The organism is Leisingera sp. McT4-56 (assembly GCF_020514995.1).
Classification (GTDB): Bacteria; Pseudomonadota; Alphaproteobacteria; order Rhodobacterales; family Rhodobacteraceae; genus Leisingera; species Leisingera aquaemixtae_A.
Genome location: NZ_JAJALF010000001.1, coordinates 263,743 through 284,344, shown reverse-complemented (window position 1 = coordinate 284,344; position 20,602 = coordinate 263,743). Strand labels below are relative to the sequence as shown.

Here is a 20,602-nt window from a genome sequence, read left to right as displayed (position 1 = left end):
ATAAACCATGACAGAAGCAGCCCCGCGCCGTCGTGCCCGCGGTTCCGGCGGCGGCGCCGCCCGCCGCGCCGAGCGCACCAGCGTCAAGATCGAGACCGCCAAGTACATCGAGCGCAACATTCCGAACTTCGAGATCCTGAACGAGGAAGCGCTGGAGATCATCGAGTACAACGCGGACACGATCCTGGAAGAGGTCGGCGTCAATTTCGTTGACAACCCGGCGGCGCTGCAGCGCTGGCGCGATGCCGGTGCCGATGTCCAGGGCGAGCGCGTGCGCATCCCCCGCGGCCTGGCCCGCAAGCTGTGCGAAACCGCGCCGGCCGAGTTCACCCAGCACGCCCGCAACCCCGAGAAATCGGTGGTCATCGGCGGCAAGAACCTGGTTCTGGCACCGGTCTACGGCCCGCCCTTCGTGCGCGACCGCAACGGCGGCCGCCGCTATGCGACCATGGACGACTTCAACAAGTTCGTGAAACTGGCCTATATGTCCAAGTGGCTGCACCACTCCGGCGGCACCGTTTGCGAACCCACCGACATCCCGGTGAACAAGCGCCACCTGGACATGCTGATGGCGCATATGACCCTCAGCGACAAGCCGTTCATGGGCTCCGTCACCGAACCCAGCCGCGCCCAGGATTCCGTCGACATGGCCGGCATCCTGTTCGGCAAGGAGTTCGTGCAGAACAACACCGTGATGACCTCGCTGACCAACATCAACTCGCCGATGACCTTCGACGACGTGATGATGGGCTCGCTGGAAGTCTACGCGCAGAACAACCAGGCCTGCATCATTTCGCCGTTCATCGTCGGCGGCGCCATGGCGCCGGTGTCGGTGGCAGGCACCCTGACCCAGGTGCTGGCAGAAGTTCTGGCCGGCATCGCCTACAACCAGCTGTGCCGCCCCGGCGCGCCTGCGATCTTCGGCGCCTTCGTGTCCTCGATCGACATGAACTCCGGCGCGCCGACCTTCGGCACCCCCGAAGCGTCGCTGGTCACCTATGGCGCAGGCCAGCTGGCCCGCCGCCTGGGCGTGCCGTTCCGTTCGGCCGGCTCCTTCTGCGGCTCCAAGCTGCCGGATGCGCAGGCAGCCTATGAGACCGCCAACTCGCTCAACATGGGCCTGATGTCCGGCGTGAACTTCATGCTGCACTCCTGCGGCTGGCTCGAAGGCGGCCTGGTTGCCGACTTCGAGAAGTTCGTGATGGATGCCGACCAGCTGGGCGCGCTGCATGGCCTCGCCAAAGGCATCGCGGTGGACGAGAACGGCCAGGCGATGGAAGCGATCCGCGAAGTCGGCCCCGGCGGCCACTACCTCGGCTGCTCCCACACCCAGGCCAACTTCAAATCGGCGTTCTGGAAGTCCGACCTGCTCGACTACAAACCGTTCGAGCAGTGGGAAGAGGAAGGCGCGCGCGACACCTATGCGCTGGCCTCCAACCGGGTCGAGAAGCTGCTGGCCACCTATGAGCAGCCGGCTCTGGACCCTGCTATCAAGCAGGCGCTGGACGAATACGTGGCCGAGAAGAAGGCCTCTATGCCCGACGCGTTCATGTAATCGCGCGAGGCGGAAACTCAGGGGCAGGGGGCCGCACCCTCTGCCGCAGCAAAACGGCGGTCCGCACGGGCCGCCGTTTTTGCGTTTGGCCTGGCGCGCAGAAATCCGGCCTCGCCGGCCAGCGCGATCAGCACATCCACGTGGCGGATCAGGGAATAGCCGGCCTCGCCGTCCCGGCGCGCCGTGTTCAGCCCGTCTTCCAGCTCCAGCAGCCGCATCACTGCCGCGGCGGGCTTGGGCACCTCGCCATAGCCCAGGATGCGGCGCAGGTCGCGCTGGCGGCAATAGTTCCGGGCGCCAAGCCGCGCCGCCCGCGCCAGAATCCTCGGGCGCCGGAGCAGTGTGAGCCGGGTGAAGACATCCTGCATCGTGCTCTCCTTTCCTATCTCTTTGCAGGCTCTGCTATAACACAACCCTAGGTGGTGTTGCGGAAAGGGGGAGACCGGCGAACGGTCCGTTTTGTGATGATTATGTTTTTTCTGGAAACAATGGTGCCCGATCCGCGCTTTTGTCCAAATTCAGCCGGGCGCAAGGGGACAGGCCGCAGGCACCTTTGAGTGCGGCTGGCCCAGCGGCCTAGCTCACGACCGGGGGTTACAAATGCAAGACATGACACAGGCACCCTTTCCAGGCTGGGTGCCGCTGGAAACATGCCGCTACCTTCAACATACCGAGGCAGGCCGCCCGATCCGGCAGCTGGCCCGCAAGGCGGGCTGCCATCCTTCCACCATCCTGCGGCAGGTGCGCCGGGTGGAAACCCTGCGGGACGACCCGCTGATTGACGAGGTGCTGACTTATCTTGCCGGGCGCTACAAGTCCGCCGCTGCGAAACCGGGGCAGCCCGATAGTCCGTCCGCCGCAAGCCGAAGCCTGAGGTCGGGTTTCGAGCGCGAGGCCGCCAGCGTGCTGACCCTGCTCAGCCGCGGCGGCGCGGTTCTGGCCGCGGCCGAGGGCATGGAGATGGCCGTGGTCGTGCGCGAAGGCCAGGAGGCCGACGGGCAGAAGGTGGCGGTGTCGCGCCCCTTGGCGGGCGCGCTGGCGCTGACCGGCTGGATTGCCTGCACGCGCCGGGGACGGATCAGCCGCTATTCGATCACCGCCGCTGGGCGCAGCGCGCTGAACCGGATCATTGCCGATCAGGAAAACCGCGCCCGCGCCCGGCTGGAAGGCGGCTTTGCCGAGGCGCAGGCGCCGTTCGAGGCCCCGGAGCCAGCCGAGACAGGCGGAATGGGCCGCAAATCCCGCTACAGCGGTGCCGAGACGCCGCTGGAAATGCTGGCCAGGCTGTTGGACAAGGACGGCAAATCCTTCCTCACCCAGCCGATGGTGCGGGCCGGGCGGCGGCTGCGCGAGGACTTCGAGCTGGCGCAGATCAGCAGCCACCTGATGCAGGAGGAACTGTACTTCGCCCAAGGAAGCCACCCCATGCGCAGCACCAGCCACCAGGCGGCGGCGGCGGCACACCAGCGGATGACAGAAGCGCTGCAGAAACTGGGCGCAGGCCTCAGCGATATCGCCCTGCGCTGCTGCTGCCATCTGGAGGGGCTGGAAACCGCGGAGCGAAACCTCGGCTGGCCGGCCAGATCGGGCAAAGTGGTGCTGCGCATCGCGCTGCAGCATCTGGCCGAGTACTACGGCGAGGCCAGCCCGCAAGAGGAAGAGATGATCGGCTGAACCGGGCTGCGCTGCAAAAGAAAACGGGCCCGCTGCGCGGACCCGTTTGAGTGCCTGATATGGCGGCGCGCCTTAGGCGGCGACTTCTGCCTTGGCGTCTTTCAGGTGCTTCAGCACGGTCTCCGGGGAGGACACGCCATAGGGGTCTTCGCCGTGGTTGTCGGACAGGCCCGGCTCTTCGAACCATGCTTCGACCACACCGTTGTTGACGATGGCCGCATAGCGCCAGGAGCGGTTGCCGAAGCCCAGGTTGTCCTTGGCGACCAGCATGCCCATCTTGCGGGTGAACTCGCCGGAGCCGTCCGGGATCACTTCCACGTTCTCCAGCTCCTGAGCGCGCGCCCAGGCGTTCATCACGAAGCTGTCGTTCACGGACATGCAGTAGATCGCGTCGATGCCTTCGGCCTGGAAGTCGGCAAAGCCTTTTTCAAAGCCCGGCAGCTGGTAGGTCGAGCAGGTCGGGGTGAAGGCGCCCGGCAGCGAGAACAGCACAACGCGCTTGCCTGCAAAGTAGTCAGCGGTGGTCTTATCTTCCCAGCGGAACGGGTTCGGTCCCTCGATCGACTCGTCGCGGACACGGGTGTGGAAGGTCACGTCGGGCAGCTTAACGCCAGCTTTCATCTCAGCTTGCTCCTGTATCAAAAGATGTATTCGGCGGGCAGGCTTAAAATGATTCTAAGCTGGCTTCAACATGTCCCTGAGCATTGCGCGCAGGTTTCCTCCGCCGACCCGCGAATGCGGCAATCCAGCGCCGGAAACCTGTGCAAAAACGGCATCTTCCACCCCTGCGGGGCGTTACGCCGCAGCTTTCTTGATGGTCACCGTGGTGCCGCGCAGCTTGCGCTCTGCGGCTGTGGTCAGGTCATTGAACTTCTTGAGCGTCGCCAAGAGCTTCTTCTTGTCCTTGGAATCCTCGATGGCGCCCGGGAATTTCTTCTTGGCGGTCTGGTACTGGTCGTTGATCTTCTTCAGATCCTTGTATTTCGCCGCCGCCGCCTTCAGCTCCGGCGCTGCGGCCTTCAGATCCTCGCCCGCCTTGTCGATAGCGGCCACGCAATGGGCGTTGATCGCCTTCACCAGCGCACCGACCTGGTTGGCGTATTTCTTCAGGTTCCGGTCCACCAGCAGCTGCGGCAGTTCGGTTGCGTCCTTCTTCTTGTCATGGCTGTCCGGCTTTTCCTTCAGGATGGCGTTGACCTTTTTCTGGAAATTCGCCGCGTACAGCTTTTGCGCCGCATTCAGCTTGCCCTCGTACTCCGAGGCTTTCTTGACCGCGGCTATCTCCTTTTCCAACTCGCCCTGAAGCGCCTCGATATCCTTCTTGGAGCCGGAAGACTTGGCCCGTTTCTTCAGATCCTTCTCGATGTCCTTCAAGAGGTTCTGCTGCTTGGCCATATGCGCCTTGGCATCGGCGCAGAAGCTCTTCATCTCATTGACGTCGCCCTGAAGGATGTCCACGGCCTTGTTCCAGGTGGTCAGCCCGTCCTTGAAGTTCTTGTCCTTCTGGAAATCGGCCAGTTTCTCGGACTTCACCCCGTTCTTGCGCGCCTTGGCCAGGCTTTCGCGGAAATAATCCTCGCCCTCCCAGGCGTTGCCGAGCGATATCCCGATCCGCTTTTTCAGCTTGTCGCCCTCGGCCGTGGTGAATTTCTTGGTGCCGGCAGCCAGCTTCTTGTGCTCTGCCTTGAACTTCTCCAGCTCCTTGGCCATGCGTCCCTCCCTGAATGATCTGCGGCGAAATCCCATTGCTCGCGGGGATTATGTGTTCCCCTGCGTCACTTTGGCAAAGGAAAACGGCATATTTCCGGAGTTTGAGCCATGACAAAGCTGCAGGGCAGGGTTGACGATATGACCGTGCCAAGCCACATCAGCTGTGGTAAACCCGCTCAGAACGCCAAAGGCCGGAAGGGAAATTCCACGTGAGAGACCTCAAGATCCCGGAGCAGCGCCACCCCGAAAAGGCGCATCGTCCCGACAACGCTCAGCCCAAGAAGCCAAGCTGGATCCGGGTCAAGGCGCCGGGCGGCAAAGGTTATGCCGACACCCACAAGATCATGCGCGACAACAAGCTGACCACTGTCTGCGAGGAAGCGGGCTGCCCCAACGTCGGCGAATGCTGGAGCCAGGGCCACGCCACCATGATGATCATGGGCGAGATCTGCACCCGCGGCTGCACCTTCTGCAACATCGCCACCGGCCGCCCCGATGCGCTGGATGCGTTCGAGCCGGGCCGGGTCGCCCATGCGGTGGAGAAGCTGGGCCTCAACCACGTGGTGATCACCTCGGTGGACCGCGACGATCTGGAGGACGGCGGCGCCGAGCATTTCGCCCAGACCATCCGTGCCGTGCGCCACCGCAGCCCCAAGACCACCATCGAGATCCTGACCCCCGATTTCATCAAATGCGATGACAGCGCCCTGGAGGCGGTGGTGGAAGCCAAGCCCGACGTGTTCAACCACAACCTGGAAACCGTGCCGGGCCTTTATCCTGAGGTCCGCCCGGGCGCGCGCTACTTCCACTCCCTGCGCCTGCTGCAGCGGGTGAAGGAGCTGGACCCGTCGATCTTTACCAAGTCCGGCATCATGGTCGGCCTCGGCGAGGACACGCAGGCAGTGAAGCAGGTGATGGATGACATGCGCGCCGCGGACATCGATTTCCTGACCATCGGCCAGTACCTGCAGCCGACGCCCAAGCACCACGCGGTGGACCGCTTTGTGACGCCCGAGGAGTTCAAGACCTATGAGAAAGCCGCCTATGGCAAGGGCTTCCTGATGGTTTCGGCAACACCGCTGACCCGCTCCTCATACCATGCCGGCGACGACTTTGCCCAACTGCGCGAGGCCCGCAACAAGAAGCTGGGCCTGGCATGACGCCTGAGCGCCTGGCGCGGCTGACACGGCTGCGCCACGCCCTGCATCAAATTCCCGAAGTCTCCGGCGCTGAGGAAAAGACCGCTGCCATGGTGGCGGATTACCTGCGGCTGCATGACCCCGATCAGCTTCTGACCGGCCTTGGCGGCCACGGTGTTGCAGCGGTTTTTGAGGGCAGCGGAGACGGCCCCGCGGTTCTGATCCGCTGTGAACTCGACGGCTTGCCGATTGAGGAGCTGTCGGATCAGCCATACCGCTCCACCCACGCGGGCCGCGGCCACCTTTGCGGCCATGACGGCCACATGACGATGGTGGCGGCGCTGGCAGAGGATCTGTCGGCGCAGCGCCCGGCAAAGGGCCGCGCCGTGCTGCTGTTCCAGCCCGCCGAGGAAACCGGCAAGGGCGCAGCGGCGGTGATTGCCGATCCGGCCTTCGCGCAGATTGCACCGGACTACGCTTTCTCGCTGCACAACCTGCCGGGGCTGCCGGTGGGGCAGGTGGCCTTGTGTTCTGGCGCAGCAAATTGCGCCTCCCGCGGAATGCGCATCAAGCTGACCGGTAAAACCTCCCACGCTGCCGCGCCGCAGGACGGGGTGTCGCCCGCTGGGGCCATTTCCCGGCTGCTGCCGGGGCTGGCGGACCTGGCCAGCGGCGGTGATTTGGGGCCGGAGTTTGCCCTCGTCACGCTGACCCACGCCCGGCTGGGCGAAGCCACGTTCGGCATTGCGCCGGGCGAGGGCGAGGTCTGGGCCACTTTGCGCACCGTGACGGATGCGCGGATGGATCAGCTCATTGCAGACGCCACCGCATTGGTGGAGCAGGTCTGCGCAGCGGAGGGGCTGGGGTTTTCTATCGGGTTCGACGACGTCTTTGACGCCTGCACCAACCACCCGGAAGCGGTGGAAGTGCTGCAGGCCGCCTGTGCCGCAGCCGGGCACCCGGCGCAGATGCGAGACTATTCCCAGCGCTGGTCCGAGGATTTCGGCCAGTTCGGCAAACACGCAAAGGCGGCGATGTTCTGGCTGGGCTCCGGCGAGGCGCAGCCGCAGCTGCACAACCCGGATTTCGATTTTCCTGACGCGGCAATCCCGGCCGGGGCCGGGATCTTTCTGCAAACGCTCAGAAAACTTCTGGGCTGACCGTCAGTTCACCAGCGCATCGACCACGGCAACCGCGCCGATGATCGCCAGGGTGTCCTTGACCACCTCATAGATCTTGTCGTCCTGGCGCACGTAACGGTGCCCGTCGCGCGGCGGGTTCAGGCCCCAGCGGCGGTAATCGTCCACATAGACCCAATTGTCGCCGTGAATGTATCCGTGCCGGGCGTGGCGCTTCTTCACTTGGCCCGGTGCGTAGTAAGACGCGCTGTTCTTGTGTCCCGGCGCCCACTTCGGCGGCCCTGCGTAAGAGGCTGCGGGGATAAAGGACAGGGTCATCGCCGCGGCGGCGGCTGCCGTCAGAATCTTCTGCATTGCGGATCTCCTGTGATCGCTGCGTTTGAACATCACATGGGGGAGGCAGCGGCGAAAGGCAAATCCCCTGCGCCGGAAAATGCCGGCGGCGGGACGAAACCGGCGGTCTTGCGCCGGTTCCCTGTTTCGCGCTGGTTTCTGGATTCTGTGGCATTTCTGCCGGAAAGCGGATCAGGCGGTGTACGGGGGGTGCACAGGGGGTGCACGCAGGGTGCCGTCCGCATTTCGGGGTGCCGGGCGGGTACCCCCGCCCGCGCTCGGGCGGCGGTCAGCCCTCGTCAGTGAACCGCACCTTGCCGATATGCGGCAGGTTCCGGTTGCGCTGCGCATAGTCGATGCCATAGCCGACAACGAATTCGTCCGGGATCTCGAAACCCACCCAGTCAGAGCGGAAATCCACCTCGCGCCGCGACGGCTTGTCCAGGAGCGCAATGGATTTCAGCCGCGCCGGATTGCGGCTTTGCAGCAAGTGCGTGACATGGTTCAGCGTGTGCCCGGTGTCGACGATATCCTCGACCACCAGCACGTCGCGCCCTTCAATGGCGCCGCGCAAGTCTTTGAGGATACGCACTTCCCGGCTGCTCTCCATGGCATCGCCATAAGAGGATGCCTCCAGGAAATCGACCTCGATCGGCAGGTCCAGCTCGCGCACCAGATCGGCGATGAACACGAAACTGCCGCGCAACAGGCCGACCACGACCAGCTTGTCGGTATTGCCGAATTCCTTCTGGATTTCCTCGCAAAGCTCCTCGATCCGCGCGGCGATTGCCTTGGCCGAGATCATCACATCAATGACATATGGACGCTGTGTCATGGCTGCCCCCTTGAATTTCCCGCGCGTACATAGGACATCACGCCCGGTAATTGTAGCAGAAAATCAGCGGACAGATGCCCACACACTCGGAAACCCGCCAGATGCCCTACTCGGCACAGCAGATGTACGATCTGGTGGCCGACGTCGCGCGATACCCTAAGTTCCTGCCCTGGTGCGCTGCCGCCCGCATCCGCAGCCGCGCGCAGCTGGGCGATGCCGAGGTGATGGAAGCGGATCTGGTGATCTCCTTCAAGGTTTTCCGCGAACGCTTTGGCAGCCGGGTAACTCTTTATCCGGATGAGAGAAAAATCGACACCGAGTATCTGGACGGTCCGTTCCGCTACATGAAGTCCCACTGGATTTTCACCCCGCGCGAGGATGGCAGCTGCGACGTCGACTTCTTCGTCGATTTCGAATTCAAGAATGCGGTTCTGCAAAGCATCATCGGGGTGGTCTTCAACGAGGCGATGCAGCGGATTGTGCGTGCGTTTGAGCGGCGGGCGGCGGAATTGTACGGCTGAAGCTCAGCGGGGCGAGATACCTGTTGACCTCAAGCGGGCTTCAAGTCGGATCAACGGCTGAATTCGTCATTTCCCACGGAAGGAGCACCCCGCAATGGAGCAGGAATTCTGGCAGGCGCGCTGGCGCGAGAACCGGATCGGGTTTCATGAGGCCGCACCCAACTCTTTGCTGACCAAGCATTTTTCCCAGCTTGGACTGGAGGCAGGCCATTCCGTTTTTGTGCCGCTTTGCGGCAAGGCGCTGGACCTGGACTGGCTGCTTTCCAAGGGATTGCGTGTGACCGGTGTGGAGTTCAATCAGGGCGCGGTGGAAGAGGTGTTTGCGCGGCTGGGGCTGGCGCCGGAGGTATCCCGGCAGGATGGCCTGATCCGCTATCAGGCAGACGGGCTGACCCTCTACGCCGGTGATTTTTTTGCCCTGTCGCCGGCGCATCTCGGGCGGGTTGATGCGGTCTATGACCGGGCGGCGCTGGTTGCCGTGAAACCGGAGGACCGGCAGGCCTATGCCGCGCATCTGAACCGGATCACCGGCACTGCCAGGCAAATGCTGATAGGATTCGACTATGACCAGTCCCTGATGGACGGGCCACCGTTTTCGGTGCCGGGATCAGCCGTGCAGGCGCTGTACCAGGGCAGCCATGAAATCACCCTGATAGAGGAACGCGCCGCGGACGGCCGGGTCGGCGAGCGCTGCAACGCGCTGGAACAGGCCTGGCTGCTGGAACCTCTGTCCTGAAGCCGCTGATCTGTAACGGAAAGCGGGCCCCCGAAGGGACCCGCCCGGTGCGGGAATTGCACCGTCTGCCGTGAGTGGTGGCATTCGTCATAGCCGGGGTCAGCTGTTCATGTCGTATGCGCGCTCACCGTGAACAGAGAGATCGAGGCCGTTGGTCTCGCTTTCAAGATCCACGCGCAGGGACGTGATCGCTGCGGAGACCTTTACCAGCACGATGGTCACAACCACGGTAAAGATGCCGACGATGACCAGTGCGCCCAGCTGCGCGGCCCAGGCGCCGGCGCCGAAGACTGCGATCATGATGGTGCCGAAGATGCCGCCGACACCGTGCACGGCAAAGACGTCGAGGGTGTCGTCGATCTGCATCTTGTTGCGCACCAGGTTGACCATCTCCTGGCACAGCACGCCTGCGATGGCACCGATGATCAGCGCCTCCATCGGGCCGACAAAGCCGGAGGCCGGAGTGATCGAGGCGAGGCCCGCAATGGTGCCGGTGACCAGGCCCACGAGGGAGGCTTTGCCGTATTTGATCTTTTCCCACAGCGCCCAGCTGAGCGACGCGGTGGCAGCGGAGATATGGGTCACGGTCAGCGCCATAGCCGCGCCGCCGTCAGCGGCCAGCTGCGAGCCGCCGTTGAAGCCGAACCAGCCGACCCACAGCATCGCGGCGCCGATCATCACATAGCCGGGGTTGTGCGGCGGGATGGTGCGGTTTTTGCGCGGGCCCAGGAAGAAGGCGATGATCAGCGCTGCCAGGCCCGCGGTTTCATGCACCACGATGCCGCCGGCAAAGTCCTTGACCCCGGTGTCGCCGAAAATGCCGCCGTCTGCCAGGAAGCCGCCGCCCCAGATCCAATGCACGACCGGCGCGTAGCACAAGAGCATCCAGAGGCCGGAGAACACCAGCACAAAGCCGAAGCCGACGCGTTCCACATAGGCGCCGACGATCAGCGCGGGCGTGATGATGGCAAATGTCATCTGGAAAGCAAAGAACAGAACCTCAGGCAGGGTGCCGGACAGGCTGTCGGCGGTGACGCCGTTCAGGAACATCTTGTCCAGCCCGCCCCACAGGCCGGATGTGCCGCTTCCAAAGGCAATGGTATAGCCGAAGGCCAGCCACAGAACGCTCATCAAACAAGCAATGGCGTAGCAATGCATGAAGACGCTGAGCACATTGCGGGCACGCACAAGGCCGCCGTAGAACAGGGCCAGTCCTGGCAATGTCATGAAGAGGACCAGGGCCGTGGCCACAATGATCCATGCGGTATCCGCTCCGTTCATCCGATTGTTCCTTCCCCTCAAAAACCGGTGCGGTCAGGAGAAAGCGCAGTCCGCGCGCAGGAAAAAGCGGCAGAGGTGCGGAGGGCGCACAAAAACGGGGCTTTTTTGCAAATGCTGAAAAATTGAGCGCCGCAGCGGGTCAGCTGCCTGTTTCGCGCTCGATTTGGGAAACGGCCTGCGCCAGCAGGTCCAGCGCATGGTCACGGGTGGCTGCGCGGACATTGGCGCGGCCGATGGCGCCGAATTCCACGGCTTCCGTTGTGGTGGGCCGGCCTGCGCGGGCCAGGCCAAAGCAGACGCGGCCCTCGGGCTTGAACTCCGACCCGCCGGGGCCTGCAATACCGGTGACGGAGACGGCCAGGGTGACACCCGCGTTCCGGATCGCACCTTCGGCCATTTCCGCGGCGACCTCCTCGCTGACGGCGCCCTCGGCGTCCAGCGTGTCCGCCTTGACGCCCAGCATCTGCATCTTAGCGGCGTTGGAATAGGTGACAAAGCCGCGGTCGACCACGGCGGAGGAGCCCGGGATGTCCGTCAGCGCCGCGGCGATCATGCCGCCGGTGCAGCTCTCAGCCGTGGCGATGGTGATGCCTGCGGCTGTTGCGCGTCTGATCAGCTCATCCGTGACCATGCTTACATTCCCAGGACGCCGTGCGACAGAAAGGCAAGCGCGGCAACGCAGATGGCAGCCAGGATACCCGCGATGATGTCATCCATCATCACGCCGGTCGCGCCCTTCTGCCGGTCGGCCCAGCCGACAGGGCCGGGTTTCAGGATGTCAAACAGGCGGAACAGCACAAAGGCAGCGATCCAGCCCGGCCACAGCGCGGTGATCTCGATATCATGCGCCCAGGCCGGATAGGACACGGCCCAGAGCGCGGTGAACTGGCCTGCGACCTCGTCCAGCACAAACTCCGAGGGGTCCATGTTCTCGCGGTTGCGGGTCATCGCTTCTGCTGCCCAGACGCCGACGATCATGCAGATCACGGTCGCCAGCGCCAGCAGCAGGAACCCGCCCAGCTGGTGCAGCGCATAGGCCATGGGCAGGGCGGCAAGCGAGCCCCAGGTGCCCGGTGCCGGGCGCAGGTAGCCGATGCCGCCGACGGTGCCGATCAGGAAAGCCAGGCGCGATCTCTTCATGGTTTCACCAGTGCTGCAGTGGCGATGGCGGCAATGCCCTCGCCGCGGCCGGTGAAGCCGAGGCGCTCCGACGTGGTGGCCTTGATCGACACGCGGTCTGCGCCGATGCCGAGGATTTCAGCCATTACGGCACGCATCCTGGCGGCGTGGGGGCCAACCTTGGGGTATTCGCAGACCAGGGTGCAGTCGACGTTCGACACGGTGAAACCCATCTCGCGCGCCAGATTGGCGGCGTGGCGCAGGAAAATCTCGCTGGCGGCGCCTTTCCACTGCGGATCGGACGGCGGGAAGTGCTGGCCGATGTCGCCCTGCGCCAGCGCGCCATAGATGGCGTCGGTGACGGCGTGCATGCCAACATCGGCGTCGGAGTGGCCCTGCAGGGTCTTTTCATGCGGGATTTCAATGCCGCACAGGATCACGCTGTCGCCGGGGCCGAAGCGGTGCACGTCGTAACCGTTGCCAAGCCTGATATCCATGTCTGCTCCCAGAATGCGTTCCGCCCGGGTGAAGTCCTCGGGGCGGGTTATTTTGATGTTGTCCGGCTCGCCCGGAATTATGCGGACGCCAAGCCCTGCAGCGCGCGCCACCTCGACATCATCGGCGGCTCCGCCGGGGTGGGCAAGATGTGCCGACAGAATGTCCTGAAACCGGAAACCCTGGGGCGTTTGCGCGGCAAACAGCCCATTGCGGTCCTGGGTGCCGGTGACGGTTTCATCCGCGCCGGTCCACAGCGCATCAGTCACGGCAAGCGCCGGGGCTGCGGCAGGTGTTTCGTCCAAGGCATTGAGAATGCTGTGGATCAGGGCAGGGCTGACGCAGGGGCGGGCGGCGTCGTGGATCAGCACCTTGTCCACGCCGTGCGGCGCCAGCGCCTTGAGACCGTTCAGGACGGAGACGGCCCGCTCTGCGCCGCCTTCAGCGAGGATGAGGCCGGGGGGGCCAGAGAATTCTTCCCAGGCAGCGGTGTCGTCCGGGGAAAGGACCAGTGCGATCGGGTCCACGCCCGCACTCGCAAAGGCTTCGAGGGTCCAGTCGATCACCCGGCGGCCTTTCAGCGGGCGCCATTGCTTGGGTGTGCCGCCGCCTGCGCGGGTGCCGCGGCCGGCGGCGACGATCAGGGCGGCTGTGGTCATGCGGTCCTCGTGCGGAAGTTCCGCCATTGTTTATGAGGTGGCGCGGGAAGTGGCAATCACCCGGCGGAATGTGATTAAAAAATAGGCAAATGAAGGCCGGGAGCGGCTTGCAGAGGCGCAATTCATTGCTGCATAGCAGAAGCTTCGGGTAAAAACCTCTCAGTTGCACAAGGATTAGGCAGTTGTCCTTCACGCTTGGAACCACCTCCATGTCTCCACCCATCGCTCTGGCGCCGATGGCGGGAATCACCGACCGGCCGTTCCGGGATCTGGTCCGCTCCTTTGGTGTGGGGCTGATGGTAAGCGAGATGGTGGCAAGCCAGGAGATGGTGCAGGCCAAGCCCGGCGTGCGCGAGCGGGCCGAGTTGAGCGCGGATGTGGAGAACACCGCGGTGCAGCTGGCGGGGCGTAACGAATACTGGATTGCCGAGGCCGCGAAACAGGTCGCCGGGCAGGGCGCACGGATCATCGACATCAACATGGGCTGCCCTGCCAAGAAGGTGACAAACGGCTATTCCGGCTCAGCCCTGCTGAAGACGCCGGACCATGCGCTGAAGCTGATCGAGGCGGTGGTCGGCGCCGTGGACGTGCCGGTGACGCTGAAGACGCGGCTGGGCTGGGACGACAACTGCCTGAACGCGCCGGACGTGGCGCGCCGCGCCTGCGAGGCCGGGGTGCAGATGGTGACGATTCACGGCCGCACCCGCTGCCAGTTCTATAAGGGCTCCGCCGATTGGGCGGCAATTCGGGCGGTCAAGGACGCAGTGAATGTGCCGCTGCTGGCCAACGGTGACATTGTGGACACGGCGACTGCGCGGCAGGCACTGGAGCAGTCCGGCGCCGATGGCGTGATGATCGGGCGCGGGGCTGAAGGAAAGCCCTGGCTGCTGGCGGAGGTGGCCCATCACCTGTGGGGGACACCGGCGCCGGAGATTCCGGATGGGGAAGCGTTTATCTCAATGGTTTCAGATCATTATCGGGCGATGCTCGACTTCTACGGGCAGGACCTGGGGGTGCGCGTCGCGCGCAAGCATCTGGGCTGGTACATGGATGAGGCCGGAACCGGCCCCGCCATGCGCCGCGCAGTGCTGACGGAGAAGAACCCGCAAGAGGTGCTGGCCCTGCTGCCGGAGGCGCTGAGCGCACAAAGACCGGAGGCCGCCGCATGATGGACAGCACTGCTCTGTGGGCCTCTTTGCCGGTGCCTGCCTTTCTGATCGACGCCTGGGACAAGATCGCCGATGTGAATGCGGCCGGCGAGGGGTTCCTCAACACCTCGCGCAAGGCGCTGACGGGGCAGCCGGTCTGGGACACGCTGGCCATCGACGCGCCGATCGAAGAGGCCTTTGCCCGCGCCCGGGTGCAAGGCACGCCGCTGTTCGTGAACGACATCGACGTCGGCTCCGGCAGCCGGGCGCCGCTGCAGTGCGGGGTGCAGATCGCGCCGTTGCAGGGGCACGAGGGGGTGATGCTGCTTATGGTCACTCCGCGGGAACTGGCCGGGCGGATGACGCAGACCCATTCCGCCAAATCCGCGGCTGCCTCTGCCATCGGCATGGCGGAGATGCTGGCGCATGAGATCAAGAACCCGCTGGCCGGCATCACCGGCGCGGCGCAGCTTCTGAGCATGGGGCTGGGGCCGGAAGACCTGGAACTGACCGACCTGATCGTCAGCGAAAGCCGCCGCATCGTGAAATTGCTGGAACAGGTGGAGCAGTTCGGCAACCTGACCGAGCCGGACTTCAAGCCGGTGAACCTGCACGACGTGCTGGATCGTGCGCGGCGCTCGGCGCTGTTGGGGTTCGGCGCCCATATGACCATCTCCGAGGAATACGACCCCTCCTTGCCGATGGCCTGGGGCGATGCGGACCAGCTGCTGCAGGTGGTACTGAACCTGCTGAAGAACGCCTCGGAAGCGGCTGATCGAAAAGGCGGAACCATTCATATCCGCACTTTCTATGAACATTCTTTCCGGCTGCGCCGCAGCGACGGAACCGGCAAGCTGCTGCCCCTTCAGATCGAGATCACCGACGATGGGCCGGGGCTGCCGGAAAACATCAGGGATGACATTTTCGACCCGTTTGTTTCGGGCCGGGAGAACGGCACCGGGCTCGGCCTTGCTTTGGTGAGCAAGATCGTCTCGGAGCATAATGGCTGGATATCGGTAAGCTCGGTTCCCGGGCGCACGGTGTTCCGGCTGTCGCTGTCGCGCGTGCCGCGCGATGCAAAACCGCAGGAGAGCTGATCCATGGACGGCACCGTTCTGGTCGCTGACGACGACCGCACCATTCGCACTGTTCTGACCCAGGCGCTGACCCGCGCTGGCTGCAAGGTGCATGCAACCTCCTCGCTGACGACGCTGATGCGCTGGGTCGGCGAGGGCAAGGGCGATGTGGTGATATCGGACGTGATGATGCCGGACGGAAACGGGCTGGAGATGCTGCCCAAGATCCAGGCCGACCGGCCCGGCCTGCCGGTGATTGTGATCTCGGCGCAGAATACCATCATGACGGCAATCAAGGCAGAGGAGGCGGACGCCTATGATTACCTGCCCAAGCCCTTTGACCTGCCGGAGCTGATGAAGCGCACCGCCAAGGCGCTGTCCGCCAAGCGGGTGGCACCGGCCGCGGCGAAGGCGGAGGCGCGGGAGCGCCCGGAAGAGCTGCCGCTGATCGGCCGCAGCGAGGTGATGCAGGCGCTGTACCGGCTGATCGCACGGGTGATGAACACCGATCTGCCGCTGTTGATCACTGGTGAAAGCGGCACTGGCAAATCCTTGATCGCGCAGGCAATTCACGATTTCTCAGACCGGCGGACCCTGCCGCTTGTGCATGCGGACGCTGCCGCAATGATTGAGCTGGAAGGCCCGGCGCGGCTGCTGGCCCAGGCCAGGGGCGGCACCCTTGTGATTGATGAGCTGGCCGACCTGCCGGAGGAAGCGCAGGCGCGGCTGGTTCGGATGATGGATGCGCCGGGCGATCACGCGCCGCGCTTCATTGCCTCCAGCCAGAAGGATCTGGCCGCGGCGATGGAGGCCGGGGAGCTGCGCCAGGACCTGTACTATCGGATCTGCGGCACCGCCTTGCATGTTCCGGCCCTGCGCGAGCGGGTGGAGGATATTCCGCTCTTGGCGGAGCATTTCCTGATCAAGGCGGAAAACGAAGGCGCGCCGCACCGGCAGCTGAGCGAGAACGCGCGCGAGGTGCTGCGCCGGTTCGCCTGGCCCGGCAATGTGCGGCAGCTGGAGAACACGGTCTGGCGGCTGGCTTTGACCGCGCGCAGCGAGGAGATCAGCCGGGCCGATGCCGAGGCCGTGCTGGGGCCGCAGGCGGAGGCACAGCCTGCCGTGGCAGGACTGGCAAACGAGAAGCTGTCGGAAGCGGTGGGCCGCCATCTGCAGCGCTATTTCGACCTGCATGGCGACATGCTGCCGCCGCCGGGCCTGTATATGCGGCTGCTGCGCGAAGTGGAGACGCCCCTGATCGAAATCGCCCTGGCTGCAACCGGAGGCAACCAGGCAAAATGCGCGGATTTGCTGGGGATCAACCGGAATACCCTGCGTAAGAAGATCACCGATCTGGATATTGAGGTGACACGCCGCCGCAAACTGATGTAATATCGCCACAGAAATGTGGCCGTGCCGTGAATTTCCTAGGCAGAGCCACGAGATATGGCGGTGACTCGCAAAGAGTCGCACATCAGGATGAGGGCAGTCAGTGGCGCATAAGTCACATCTGAGGGCGGCATACGGGCCGTTTGCCGCCTTGGACAGGTGGCGCAGAACCCGACGGGCCCGCAATATCGGGACCATCGGGCTGGTGGTGCTGGGGCCGGTTCTGGCGCTGGCGACATTCCTTATCATCGGTCCGCTGGGGCAGGGCGCGTCGTCCCGGTCGCTGCGGCTCATCCTGCTGGCAGACCTGGTCTACATCCTGACCATTGCTGCGCTGGTGATGGCCCAGATCGTGCGCCTGTTTGCAGCGCGGCGGTCGAAATCCGCGGGCTCTCGGCTGCATTTGCGGCTGATCGGGGCCTTCGGGTTTCTGGCGCTGATCCCCACTGTCATCGTTGCGGTCTTTGCGGTGCTCACCGTGAACGTCGGGCTTGAGGGCTGGTTTTCGCAGCGGGTCCGCCAGGTGATCGGCAGCTCGCTGGCCGCAGCCGAGGCCTACCAGGCCCAGCAGAAAGACGACCTGACCGAGGACGCCCGCGCGCTGGCGCGATTCCTCGACAACAGCCGCGCGCGCAGTTTCTTCATCAACGACGCGGAACTGCGGCTGGTGCTGTCGCAGGGCCAGCTGCAAGTCCAGCGGGGGCTGCGCGAAGCCTATATCGTCGATGGCGCCGGGCAGATCCGGGCGCGGGGGGAGCGCTCTTACGAGTTCGATTTCGAGGAGCCGAACAACCGGCAGATCGGTGCCGCCCGCGATGACGGCCTGCTGCTGATCGAGGATTGGGACAACAGCGAATTCCGCGCGCTGGTGCGGCTTGATGCGTTTGTCGACCGGTTTCTGTACATCAGCCGGGATGTGGACGGCGAGCTGCTGAACCTGCTGGATGATACCCAGGAAACGGCGCATCTCTATCAGCAGTTGGAGAGCGAACGCGGCCGGGTGCTGTTCGAATTTGCGCTGCTTTATATCGGCTTTGCGGTGATCCTGATCCTGGCGGCGATGTGGCTGGGCATGTGGTTCGCCGAACGGCTGTCGCGACCGGTGGGACGGCTGACGGTGGCAGCGCAGCGGGTCGGGGCCGGCAATCTGGATGTGCAGGTGCCGATTGACGACCGCGGCGACGAGATTTCCCAACTGGGCCAGTATTTCAACCAGATGACCCGTGAATTGAAGGCGCAGCACGGCCGCCTGCTGGACAATACCCGGCAGATCGAACAGCGCCGCCGCCTGTTCGACTCGGTGCTGTCGTCGGTGACCTCCGGCGTGGTCGGCCTGGACGCGGACGGGCGGGTGACCTTTGTGAACCGTTCCGCCGAACGCCTGCTGGACTGGCAGGAGGATCAGCAGTCGCTGGCGCTGGCCGTGGCGGTGCCGGAATTCGGGCCGCTGTTTGCCGAGCTGGCTGAAACCGGCGCCGAGGTGGTGCAGGAAGAGATCAAGGTGACCCGCCAGGGCCGGCTCGAAAACCTGCTGGTCAGAATGTCGCCGCGCCGCTCCGGTGAGGGCGGCCTGGAAGGCTATGTTGTGGCCTTTGACGATGTGACCGACCTGGTCAGCGCCCAGCGGATGGCGGCCTGGGGCGACGTGGCGCGCCGGATTGCGCATGAGATCAAGAACCCGCTGACCCCGATCCAGCTGAGCGCGGAGCGGATCAAGCGCAAGTTCGCGCCCAAGCTGGGCGAGGAAAACAGCGACCAGCTGCAATCGATGACCGATGTGATCGTGCGCCAGACCAACGACCTGCGCCGCATCGTCGACGAGTTTTCGAAATTCGCCCGCATGCCGGAACCGGAGCGGCGCGAGGAAGATCTGGCCAAGCTGGTGCGGGACGCGGTGATCCTGCAGCAGCAGGGCCAGCCGGGTGTGCGGATCACCGCATCGCTGCCTGAGGCGGCGATGCCTTCGGATCTGGACGCCACCATGATTGGCCAGGCCTTGACCAATCTGATCAAGAACGCAGGCGAGGCAATTGAAAGCCTGCAGAAAAAAGGTGCGCCCGAGGGGCTGGTTCCGGAAATCCGGGTTTCGGCCGAGCAGGCGGGCAATGCCTATGAAATCCGGATTGCCGACAACGGCATCGGTTTGCCCGAAGACCGGGCACGGCTGTTCGAGCCTTATGTGACCACGCGCGACGCGGGCACCGGGCTGGGGCTGCCGATCGTCAAGAAAATCATCGAGGAGCACGGGGGCACGCTGACGCTGGAAGACGCCCCGGTGTTTGAGGGACACGCGCATAACGGCGCAATGGCGGTGATCCGCCTGCCCGCCGCGGCCAAAGCGGCGGCGCCTAACAAGAGCACAGTGAAAGCAGGTCTGACATGAGTGACATTCTGATTGTAGATGATGAGCGCGACATCCGCGAGCTGATCTCGGACATCCTGGAGGACGAGGGCTATGCCACCCGCAAGGCAGGCAGTTCCGATGAATGCATGGCCCAGCTGGAAGAGGCCCAGCCGGCGCTGATGATCCTGGACATCTGGCTGAAGGACAGCCAGATGGACGGCATCGACATCCTGAAAGCGGTCAAGCGCGACACCCCGGATATTCCGGTGGTGATCATCTCCGGCCACGGCAACATCGAAATCGCCGTCGCCGCGATCAAGCAGGGGGCGTATGACTTCATCGAGAAGCCGTTCAACATCGACCAGCTGATGGTGGTGATCCGCCGCGCGATGGAAACCTCGCGCCTGCGCCGGGAGAACACCGATCTGAAGCGCAAGGATACCGGACCGGCAGAGATGATCGGCACCTCCGCGGCCTTCCGCACCCTGGTCGGGCAGCTGGACAAGGTGACCAAGTCCAATGGCCGGGTGATGCTGACCGGCCCGGCCGGCAGCGGCAAGGAAATCGCCGCCCGCTACATCCATGCCAATTCGAACCGGGCGTCCGCGCCGTTTATCACCGTGAACTGCGCCAGCATCGAACCCGACCGGATGGAAGAGGTGCTGTTCGGGCGTGAGTCCGCGGAGCGCGGGGTGGAGCCGGGCCTTTTGGAGCAGGCGCACGGCGGGGTGGTGTTCTTCGACGAGGTCGCCGACATGCCGCTGGGCACCCAGTCCAAGATCCTGCGGGTGCTGGTGGACCAGCAGTTCCAGCGGGTCGGCGGCTCTGACAAGATCAGGGTCGACCTGCGGGTGGTCTCCTCGACCAACAGGGATCTGGACGCCGAAATCGAGGCCGGCACCTTCCGCCAGGAGCTGTACCACCGGCTGAACGTGGTGCCGGTGGCGGTGCCGTCGCTGGCGGACCGGCGCGAGGATATCCCGCTGCTGGCCGGCCATTTCATCGCCCAGTTCAACGAGGCGCAAGGCCTGCCGCTGCGCGAACTGACCGAGGAGGCGGTGGCGCTGATGCAGACGATGCTGTGGCCGGGCAATGTGCGGCAGCTGAAGAACCTGGTGGAGCGGGTGCTGATCCTGGGCGACGGCAGCGGCCCGATCGAGGCCAAGGACCTGCCGCGCGAGGAGGAGAAGCCGCAGGAGGAGGGCCGGGTGGTGCTGTCCGGCGCGCTGGCCACCCTGCCGCTGCGCGAGGCGCGGGAGGCGTTCGAGCGCGAGTATCTGCTGACCCAGATCAACCGCTTTGGCGGCAATATCAGCCGCACCGCGTCTTTTGTCGGCATGGAGCGTTCGGCGCTGCACCGCAAGCTGAAGTCGCTGGGGGTGGTGACCTCCAACAAGGCAGGCGCCCGGGTGGCGCATGTGGAGACCGAAGAAGAGCAGGCCTGAGCAG

At 64.4% G+C, this 20,602-nt stretch carries 20 protein-coding genes; 11 read left to right on the top strand and 9 right to left on the bottom strand.

Annotation, left to right across the window (positions count from 1 at the left end; all coding sequences use genetic code 11):
- Positions 1-7: 7 nt before the first annotated feature.
- Positions 8-1,555 (top strand): trimethylamine methyltransferase family protein, encoded by a 1,548-nt coding sequence (locus tag LHL23_RS01320; protein WP_222475551.1) that lies wholly within the window; start codon positions 8-10, stop codon positions 1,553-1,555.
- Between the two features lie 17 nt (positions 1,556-1,572).
- On the opposite strand, the gene LHL23_RS01315 is transcribed toward LHL23_RS01320, so the two are convergent.
- Positions 1,573-1,923, bottom strand: a complete 351-nt coding sequence (locus tag LHL23_RS01315) for a DUF6477 family protein (protein ID WP_222475553.1) — start codon at positions 1,921-1,923, stop codon at positions 1,573-1,575.
- Between the two features lie 232 nt (positions 1,924-2,155).
- On the opposite strand from LHL23_RS01315, the gene LHL23_RS01310 reads away from it, so the two are divergent.
- Positions 2,156-3,229 carry a DUF6456 domain-containing protein gene (locus LHL23_RS01310; protein WP_226428511.1) on the top strand — a complete coding sequence of 358 codons (1,074 nt, stop codon included), beginning with the start codon at positions 2,156-2,158 and terminating at the stop codon, positions 3,227-3,229.
- A 72-nt stretch (positions 3,230-3,301) separates the two neighbouring features.
- Here LHL23_RS01310 and LHL23_RS01305 read toward each other — a convergent pair whose 3' ends face one another.
- Positions 3,302-3,850 (bottom strand): peroxiredoxin, encoded by a 549-nt coding sequence (locus LHL23_RS01305; protein WP_222475557.1) that lies wholly within the window; start codon positions 3,848-3,850, stop codon positions 3,302-3,304.
- Between the two features lie 174 nt (positions 3,851-4,024).
- On the bottom strand, positions 4,025-4,939 hold the full coding sequence (locus LHL23_RS01300) for a hypothetical protein (protein WP_226428510.1): 915 nt from the start codon (positions 4,937-4,939) through the stop codon (positions 4,025-4,027).
- A 209-nt stretch (positions 4,940-5,148) separates the two neighbouring features.
- On the opposite strand from LHL23_RS01300, the gene lipA reads away from it, so the two are divergent.
- Together lipA and LHL23_RS01290 are read left to right on the top strand one after the other, a co-directional pair.
- On the top strand, positions 5,149-6,099 hold the full coding sequence (lipA, locus tag LHL23_RS01295; RefSeq protein WP_222475560.1) for a lipoyl synthase: 951 nt from the start codon (positions 5,149-5,151) through the stop codon (positions 6,097-6,099).
- Positions 6,096-7,238: an amidohydrolase gene (locus LHL23_RS01290; protein WP_226428509.1), complete on the top strand. Its 1,143-nt coding sequence runs from the start codon at positions 6,096-6,098 to the stop codon at positions 7,236-7,238. Before lipA ends, LHL23_RS01290 begins: the two co-directional genes overlap by 4 nt.
- A 3-nt stretch (positions 7,239-7,241) precedes the next feature.
- Here the strand turns inward: LHL23_RS01290 and LHL23_RS01285 are convergent, their stop codons facing one another.
- Positions 7,242-7,571 (bottom strand): hypothetical protein, encoded by a 330-nt coding sequence (locus tag LHL23_RS01285; RefSeq protein ID WP_226428508.1) that lies wholly within the window; start codon positions 7,569-7,571, stop codon positions 7,242-7,244.
- Positions 7,572-7,839: 268 nt separating this feature from the next.
- A complete protein-coding gene (hpt, locus tag LHL23_RS01280) occupies positions 7,840-8,385 on the bottom strand; it encodes a hypoxanthine phosphoribosyltransferase (protein ID WP_222475563.1) in 546 nt (181 codons plus the stop codon).
- 74 nt (positions 8,386-8,459) lie between these two features.
- On the opposite strand from hpt, the gene LHL23_RS01275 reads away from it, so the two are divergent.
- Positions 8,460-8,906, top strand: a complete 447-nt coding sequence (locus tag LHL23_RS01275) for a type II toxin-antitoxin system RatA family toxin (protein ID WP_226428507.1) — start codon at positions 8,460-8,462, stop codon at positions 8,904-8,906.
- A gap of 94 nt (positions 8,907-9,000) precedes the next feature.
- The gene (tmpT, locus tag LHL23_RS01270) at positions 9,001-9,642 is read left to right on the top strand and encodes a thiopurine S-methyltransferase (RefSeq protein ID WP_226428506.1); all 642 of its coding nucleotides are present in this window, start codon (positions 9,001-9,003) and stop codon (positions 9,640-9,642) included.
- A gap of 99 nt (positions 9,643-9,741) precedes the next feature.
- Here tmpT and LHL23_RS01265 read toward each other — a convergent pair whose 3' ends face one another.
- From LHL23_RS01265 to LHL23_RS01250, 4 genes are all read right to left on the bottom strand, one after another.
- The gene (locus LHL23_RS01265) at positions 9,742-10,923 is read right to left on the bottom strand and encodes an ammonium transporter (protein WP_226428505.1); all 1,182 of its coding nucleotides are present in this window, start codon (positions 10,921-10,923) and stop codon (positions 9,742-9,744) included.
- A gap of 139 nt (positions 10,924-11,062) precedes the next feature.
- On the bottom strand, positions 11,063-11,554 hold the full coding sequence (locus LHL23_RS01260; RefSeq protein ID WP_226428504.1) for a CinA family protein: 492 nt from the start codon (positions 11,552-11,554) through the stop codon (positions 11,063-11,065).
- Between the two features lie 2 nt (positions 11,555-11,556).
- Positions 11,557-12,063: a phosphatidylglycerophosphatase A family protein gene (locus LHL23_RS01255; protein ID WP_039187561.1), complete on the bottom strand. Its 507-nt coding sequence runs from the start codon at positions 12,061-12,063 to the stop codon at positions 11,557-11,559.
- Positions 12,060-13,196, bottom strand: coding sequence for a bifunctional 2-C-methyl-D-erythritol 4-phosphate cytidylyltransferase/2-C-methyl-D-erythritol 2,4-cyclodiphosphate synthase (locus LHL23_RS01250; protein ID WP_226428798.1), 1,137 nt, complete (start codon positions 13,194-13,196; stop codon positions 12,060-12,062). The genes LHL23_RS01255 and LHL23_RS01250 overlap by 4 nt, the downstream gene beginning before the upstream one ends.
- Before the next feature lie 182 nt (positions 13,197-13,378).
- Here LHL23_RS01250 and dusB point away from each other — a divergent pair, with 182 nt between their 5' ends.
- The 5 genes from dusB to ntrX all read left to right on the top strand — a co-directional run bounded on the left by dusB (position 13,379) and on the right by ntrX (position 20,598).
- Entirely contained in the window at positions 13,379-14,365 is a 987-nt protein-coding gene (gene dusB / locus LHL23_RS01245) for a tRNA dihydrouridine synthase DusB (protein ID WP_226428503.1), read from the top strand.
- Positions 14,362-15,441 (top strand): two-component system sensor histidine kinase NtrB, encoded by a 1,080-nt coding sequence (locus LHL23_RS01240; protein WP_226428502.1) that lies wholly within the window; start codon positions 14,362-14,364, stop codon positions 15,439-15,441. The genes dusB and LHL23_RS01240 overlap by 4 nt, the downstream gene beginning before the upstream one ends.
- 3 nt (positions 15,442-15,444) lie before the next feature.
- Positions 15,445-16,812, top strand: a complete 1,368-nt coding sequence (locus LHL23_RS01235; RefSeq protein WP_226428501.1) for a response regulator — start codon at positions 15,445-15,447, stop codon at positions 16,810-16,812.
- 100 nt (positions 16,813-16,912) lie between these two features.
- A complete protein-coding gene (locus tag LHL23_RS01230) occupies positions 16,913-19,192 on the top strand; it encodes a sensor histidine kinase NtrY-like (protein ID WP_222475577.1) in 2,280 nt (759 codons plus the stop codon).
- Positions 19,189-20,598: a nitrogen assimilation response regulator NtrX gene (gene ntrX / locus LHL23_RS01225; RefSeq protein ID WP_222475578.1), complete on the top strand. Its 1,410-nt coding sequence runs from the start codon at positions 19,189-19,191 to the stop codon at positions 20,596-20,598. Before LHL23_RS01230 ends, ntrX begins: the two co-directional genes overlap by 4 nt.
- The last annotated feature ends 4 nt before the right edge of the window (positions 20,599-20,602 follow it).